We start from the raw sequence: 6,229 nt of genomic DNA on the forward strand, positions 1-6,229 counted from the left end.
ACCGCGTCGGCATGCCCACACCCTGATCACGGGCAGCACCATTCGTGGTGGGTCGCGTGTCCGCACGACGCCACGACCGGTCGCGTGAGGAGGTCGAGGTGCGACGAAGGTATCGCCACCGACCTGGGTTCGGGGGCCGACTGTCACGATGGTCGGGTCCCGCGACCCATCGCGTCGAGGGTGACGACGCGGGTCTGATTGATTGCGACACAGCACCGGGATCCGTCGCGGCCCACTTCGACGGGATGATGTCGCCGAAGTAGCGGACTGGTCTGCGGCTGTACGTCGATGCGAGGGCGTCCAGATGTGCACCTGCGTGCTCTTCGGTCATCCCCACGACGGTCCCGCGGACCTCGAGAGAGCGCTGGGGCTGGCGTGGGTCACGGCACAGCAACGTGACCTCGGGTTCCGGCGCATGTTCCGCTCCGTCTGAATGCCCCGCATCGTGCGGACCCGACGTGGGTGCCATCGAAGTCGCACCACACGACGGAGGTGTGGGATACCCGTTCGGCATTGACGGTCGTGAGGGCGGCGATGGGCCGGGCAGTCGATGATGTCTCGATGAGATGCGGGAATCGGAGCGGTCATCGGCGTCACCGTTTCTGCGCGACGGACGAACGTCGGCGCGACAGGGTGGTGCCGAGCAGCTCGTCCTCGAGCGCCGGACCGCAGGCGCGCGCTGCGGACCGAGCATAGAACGCCGACAGCTCGCGCCGGCCAGCGTCGTGGCCGACACATCGGCCGACCTACGATTGCGATCAACGGTGTCGGTTTCGTCGTCTGAACGCCTCGTCGGCGTCGTAGAACCCGCGCGCCCGCTCCGACCACGAACGGCCGATCAGCAGCGTGACGCCGATCAGCGCCAGCACCGCGAGCGCAGCCATGACGCCGCCATCCGCGAACCCTCCGAGGGTCAGGACGAACGTCACGGCGCTGCCGATGACCGTGGTGACGACGTTGAGCAGTCCGCCGATGCCATCGTTGAGGAACAGCAGGCAGAACGCGAACCCGGCGGCGAACCAGACCATCCCGCCGATCCTCATGCCGATGGTCCCCCGCGCTTCACGGTCTCGGGCCCGCGTGTAGCGTAGACCGGCGTGCCAGACAGCACCAGACGCATGCGTACGTCAGCCGAACGTCACGAACGCATCACCGCAGGGCAGCTGCTCGGATCAGTCGGTGACGCGGATGATGACCTTCCCGACGTGCCGGCCCTCCTCCAGCGTGCGGTGGGCGTCGACCACGTGATTCAGGTCGTGGACGCTGTCGACGACCACGCGCAGGGACCCGTTGGTGAACCCCGGCAGCACATCGCGTCGCAGCGCGTCGGATACGGCCGCCTTCTCCTCGACCGAGCGCGCCCGCAGCGTCGACGCCGTGATGGTCAGGCGGCGCGCCATCAGTTGGCGCAGCGGCAGCTCCGCCCGGTGCCCGCCGATCACGCTGACCACGACCAGCCGGCCGTCCAGAGCCAGGACGTCGAGGTTGCGCTGCAGGTAGGGTGCGCCGACGACGTCGAGCACCACGTCCACACCGCGGCCGTCGGTGAGGTCGGTGACCCTCGCGACGAAATCCTCGCTGGTGTAGTCGATCGTCGCGTCGGCGCCGAGGTCCTCGGCGGCGCGCCGCTTCGCCGGCGTCGACGCCGTACCGATCACCCGCGCGCCCGCGCGGACCGCGAGCTGGGTCGCGGCCGTGCCGACGCCGCTGGCGATGCCGTGGATCAGGACGGTCTCGCCGGCCGTCAGGCGGCCGCGCGTGAGCATGTTGTCGTAGGCGGTGGCGTAGACCTCCGCCAGCCCACCGGCCTGGGTCCAGTCCACCGCGTCGGGAAGCGGCAGCGCGAGGTTCGCGGGCAGCACGGCGTACTCGGCGTAGCCGCCGCCCGGCAGCAGCCCGCACACGCGGTCGCCGACGGCGCAGGACGTGACGCGGTCGCCGACCTCGATGATCTCGCCTGCGGCCTCGAGCCCCAGGATGTCGGTCGCGCCCTCGGGCGGCGGATACGCGCCCATGCGCTGCAGGAGGTCGGCGCCGTTGACCGATGTCGCCCGCACGGCGACGAGGACGTCGTCTGTGCCGGGTCGCGGTACTGGCCGATCGACGATCATCAACTGCTCCGGACCACCGGGTTCGACGACGACGACCGCACGCACGTCCATCCCTTTCGACCAATCGGAGCCACGCAGCGTACCGTCCCCATCCGCACCGGACGGTCCACCGGCGGCCGCCCGCACGTGTGCACCTTCCGGTACGACTGGGTAGCCTTGGATGCATTCCCAGTACCCGAGTACGGCGGTCGATCATGCGCCGCTTTTGAGGAGCACGGTGTCAGTTCAGCCAGGATCCATTGTTGAAGGCAAAGTTGTACGGCTCCAGGACTTCGGAGCATTCGTCGAGATCGGCCCGGACGTGACCGGGCTGGTGCACATCTCCGAAGTGCATCGAGACTTCGTGGAGAACATCCACGCGTACCTGACCGAGGGGCAGCAGGTCACCGTCAAGGTCCTGCAGATCAAGGATGACGGGCGCATCGACCTGTCGATCAAGCGAGCAGATCCTGACTGGCAGGAAGAGCCGCGTCGCACCAACCGCGTCGACAAGGACTTCAACCAGCGGCTGCGCAAGTTCATGCACCAGTCCGACATGATCCAGGGCGAGGTCCGCCGACGCCGCCGCGCGCGGCAGTAGCCCCGAACGACACCGACCACGGGACCGCCACATCGGCGGTCCCATCGTCGTCAGCGGACCTGACGCCCCGGCCCGCCGGGGCGTGTGGGCCCACCCGCTCGACCGCCTGCCCGCACACGTACGGTGGACGTGGACCGGTGAGGGACGCGCTCCCGTCGACCCGGACCGAGCGCCTCGACACGTCGGCGGCAGTGCCGACCGGACAAGGGGGACAGGTGCGTGACGTCGACATCCAGGCAGTGATCCTGGCAGGTGGCCAGGGGACGAGGCTGCGCCCCGTGACCTCCGACCTGCCCAAGCCGCTGGTGCCGATCGCCAACCGTCCGTTGATCGAGCATCAGCTGCGCCACCTCGCCGATCAGAGCGTGCGTGACGTCACGCTGGCGCTCGGCTACGGCGCCGAGCAGTTCGCGGTGCTCGAGAAGCTCGCGTCCGAGCTCGGCATCACACTGCGCATCGTCGTCGAGCCGGCACCGCTGGGCACAGGTGGTGCGCTGCGGTACTGCGCGGACGAGGGTGCGCTGGACGATCGCCCGCTGCTGTGGGTGAACGGCGACATCGTCGCCGCCCCCGATGTCGCCGCCTTCACGGCCTTCCACGTCGAGCATGGTGCGCTGATCACGTTCTGGCTGACGTCGGTGCGGGACCGCACGCAGTTCGGCGTGCTCGAGATCAACGCCGACGGCTTCGTCGAGAACTTCCTCGAGAAGCCGTCGCCGGACGAGACGTCGTCACACCTCGTCAACTCGGGCATCGTGATGCTCGAACCCGGCATCCTGCGACGCATCCCGCCCGACACGTTCTTCTCGTTCGAGCGTTCCCTGGTCCCGGCCATGGTCCGCGAGCGCGAGCAGATCTACGGTCAGTTCCGCGGTGGCTACTGGCTCGACACCGGGCGGCCCCACCTGTACCTGGAGGCGAACCGCCACGTCCTGGAGCGCCGCCTGTCGTGGACGCCAACAGGGCGTCAGATCGAGGACAGCCTGTGGGTCGAGCCCGAGGTGGTGTGTGACGGGGTCGACGTGATCCGTCCCGCGGCAATCGGCCGCGGGGCTGTCATCGAGGAGGGTGCGCGCCTGTTCGGTCGCACCGTGATCGGGCGCAACGCCGTCGTGCGCAGCGGTGCCAGGCTGGAGGACTGCGTGCTGTTCGACGGCGCGGAGATCGGCTACGACGCCGAGGTGGTGAACTCGATCGTCTGTGCCGACGCATGCATCGGACCCGGCACGTGGATGGACAACTCGATCGTCGGCGCCGGCACCCGGCTGGGCCGGCGCAACGTGCTGCGCAGCACCCGCCTCTGGCCGGGTGTCGAGCTCGGCGACCACGCGCTGGTCGTCGACGACTAGGGTCGTCTTTCGGGGCGGTCGTGCGCCTGGTCGTCTCGCCGACGCTCGAATCCCGACGTTTCTGAGGCGGCGTGCCTGTCAGGCCTCCAGCAGGATCCGTGGGTCGCGGACCCGGCCGAGACCACCGCGTCAGTGCGGTATCAGCCCGGTCGATCGCGTGTCGACGTCGTCACCCGGCCGCACCGCCGCGATGCCGAGTTCAAGCGCCAGTGGCTGGAGGCGGTCCGCGGATGCCCTCAGTTCACTGCTGGAGCATAGGGGATCGCGCTGTGTGATTGCGGAGCCGAATCGCGGTGGTCCTCGGAGTGATGCCGTGCAATAACGCAACAGATCTGTAGAGTAATTGGTGTGGCGCCCACGACCGCGAACGCACCCCTGATCGATCTGCTCGGCGAGACCCGCGCGCAGATCGTCGGGCTGCTGCACGATCGCGCCGCCACCGTAGCCGAGCTCGCGTCCGCGACGCGGTTGACCGAGGTGGCGATCCGGCGCCAGCTGCGCGAGCTCGTCGCCGACGAGCTCGTCACCGGCCGCACGATGCCCGCATCGGGCCCGGGCCGTCCGGCCGTCCGCTACAGCCTGACCGCCCGGGGCGAGCGGCTGTTCCCGGACCGGTCCTCGGATCTGGCCGACGACGTGCTGACCTTCCTGTACGACGAGCGCGGCAAGGCCGAGATGATCGCGTTCCTGCGCTGGCGGCTCAAGCGACAGCAGGCGCACTACGCTGGCGCGCTCGACGGCATCGCCGAGCTCGACGACCGCGTCGAGCGACTCGCCGAGCTGCTCAACCAGGACGGCTTCCTGGCCGAGGTGGACGCTGACGCCGACGGCTTGGCGCTGACACAGACGCACTGCGCGATCAAGGAGGCCGCCGCAGCGCACCCACAGCTGTGTGCGTTCGAGGCGGCACTGTTCCGCGAGGTGCTGGGCGCCAACGTCATGCGCAGGCAGACCATCGCGAGCGGGGCGCCGGCGTGTGTGTGCCACGTGCAGCCACGGCCTGAGATCACCCGACCATCGACTGACCATCCGAGGAGCACCTGATGGCGACCAAGGCTGAAGACCTTCAGCTGGGTACCTACAAGTACGGCTGGCACGACCAGGGCCGGCCGGTGTTCGAGCCCAAGCGTGGGCTGTCCGAGACCGTCGTGCGCGAGATCTCGGCGCTCAAGGACGAGCCGCAGTGGATGCTCGACATGCGCCTCAAGGCGTTCCGTCACTTCGAGCGCCGGCCCATGCCGACGTGGGGTGGCGCGCTCGACGGCATCGACTTCGACAACATCTTCTACTTCGTGCGGTCGACCGAGAAGCAGGCCAACACGTGGGAGGACCTGCCGGAGGACATCAAGAACACCTACGACAAGCTGGGCATCCCCGAGGCCGAGAAGCAGCGGCTGATCGCCGGCGTCGCCGCCCAGTACGAGTCGGAGGTCGTGTACCACAAGGTCCGCGAGGACCTCGAGACGCAGGGCGTCATCTTCGTCGACACCGACACCGGACTGCGGGAACACGAGGACGTGTTCCGCGAGCACTTCGGCACGATCATCCCGCCCAACGACAACAAGTTCGCGGCGCTCAACACCGCGGTCTGGTCGGGTGGATCGTTCATCGTCGTGCCCGAGGGGGTCAAGGTCGACATTCCGCTGCAGGCGTACTTCCGCATCAACCAGCAGAACATGGGTCAGTTCGAGCGGACGCTGATCATCGCCGAGCCGGGCAGCTACGTGCACTACGTCGAGGGCTGCACCGCGCCGATCTACTCGTCGGACTCGCTGCACTCCGCGGTCGTCGAGCTGATCGCCAAGCCGGGTGCGCGGCTGCGCTACACGACCATCCAGAACTGGTCCAACAACGTCTACAACCTGGTGACCAAGCGGGCCGCCGCCTACGAGGACGCCACGGTCGAGTGGATCGACGGCAACATCGGCTCCAAGCTGACCATGAAGTACCCCAGCGTCTACCTCATGGGGCGCGGTGCGCACGGCGAGGTCCTCTCGGTCGCGTTCGCCGGCGACGGTCAGCACCAGGACGCGGGCGGCAAGATCGTCCACGTCGCGCCGAACACGACCTCGAACATCTTCGCCAAGTCGATCTCCAAGGACGGCGGCCGAGGCACCTACCGCGGCCTGCTGCAGGTCGCCAAGGGCGCCACCGAGGCCCGCTCCAAGGTGGTCTGCGACGCTCTCCTG

The 6,229-nt window shown here is 68.5% G+C and carries 6 protein-coding genes; 4 read left to right on the forward strand and 2 right to left on the reverse strand.

Going from position 1 to position 6,229, the window contains the following annotated elements; translation table 11 throughout:
- Positions 1 to 758: 758 nt before the first annotated feature.
- Together VK923_00495 and VK923_00500 are read right to left on the reverse strand one after the other, a co-directional pair.
- Positions 759 to 1,043, reverse strand: a complete 285-nt coding sequence (locus tag VK923_00495) for a hypothetical protein (protein HSJ43145.1) — start codon at positions 1,041 to 1,043, stop codon at positions 759 to 761.
- Positions 1,044 to 1,172: 129 nt separating this feature from the next.
- Entirely contained in the window at positions 1,173 to 2,162 is a 990-nt protein-coding gene (locus VK923_00500; GenBank protein HSJ43146.1) for an NAD(P)H-quinone oxidoreductase, read from the reverse strand.
- A 109-nt stretch (positions 2,163 to 2,271) separates the two neighbouring features.
- On the opposite strand from VK923_00500, the gene VK923_00505 reads away from it, so the two are divergent.
- The 4 genes from VK923_00505 to sufB form a co-directional block, all read left to right on the forward strand.
- Positions 2,272 to 2,691 (forward strand): S1 RNA-binding domain-containing protein, encoded by a 420-nt coding sequence (locus tag VK923_00505; protein ID HSJ43147.1) that lies wholly within the window; start codon positions 2,272 to 2,274, stop codon positions 2,689 to 2,691.
- A 137-nt stretch (positions 2,692 to 2,828) separates the two neighbouring features.
- Complete coding sequence (locus VK923_00510; GenBank protein HSJ43148.1) at positions 2,829 to 4,040, forward strand: NDP-sugar synthase; 1,212 nt, start codon at positions 2,829 to 2,831, stop codon at positions 4,038 to 4,040.
- 348 nt (positions 4,041 to 4,388) lie between these two features.
- Complete coding sequence (locus tag VK923_00515; GenBank protein HSJ43149.1) at positions 4,389 to 5,084, forward strand: ArsR family transcriptional regulator; 696 nt, start codon at positions 4,389 to 4,391, stop codon at positions 5,082 to 5,084.
- The coding region (gene sufB, locus VK923_00520) for a Fe-S cluster assembly protein SufB (GenBank protein ID HSJ43150.1) at positions 5,084 to 6,229 on the forward strand (1,146 nt) is incomplete at its 3' end. The genes VK923_00515 and sufB, both read left to right, overlap by 1 nt.

It is taken from the genome of Euzebyales bacterium, assembly GCA_035461305.1.
Classification (GTDB): domain Bacteria; phylum Actinomycetota; class Nitriliruptoria; order Euzebyales; family JAHELV01; genus JAHELV01.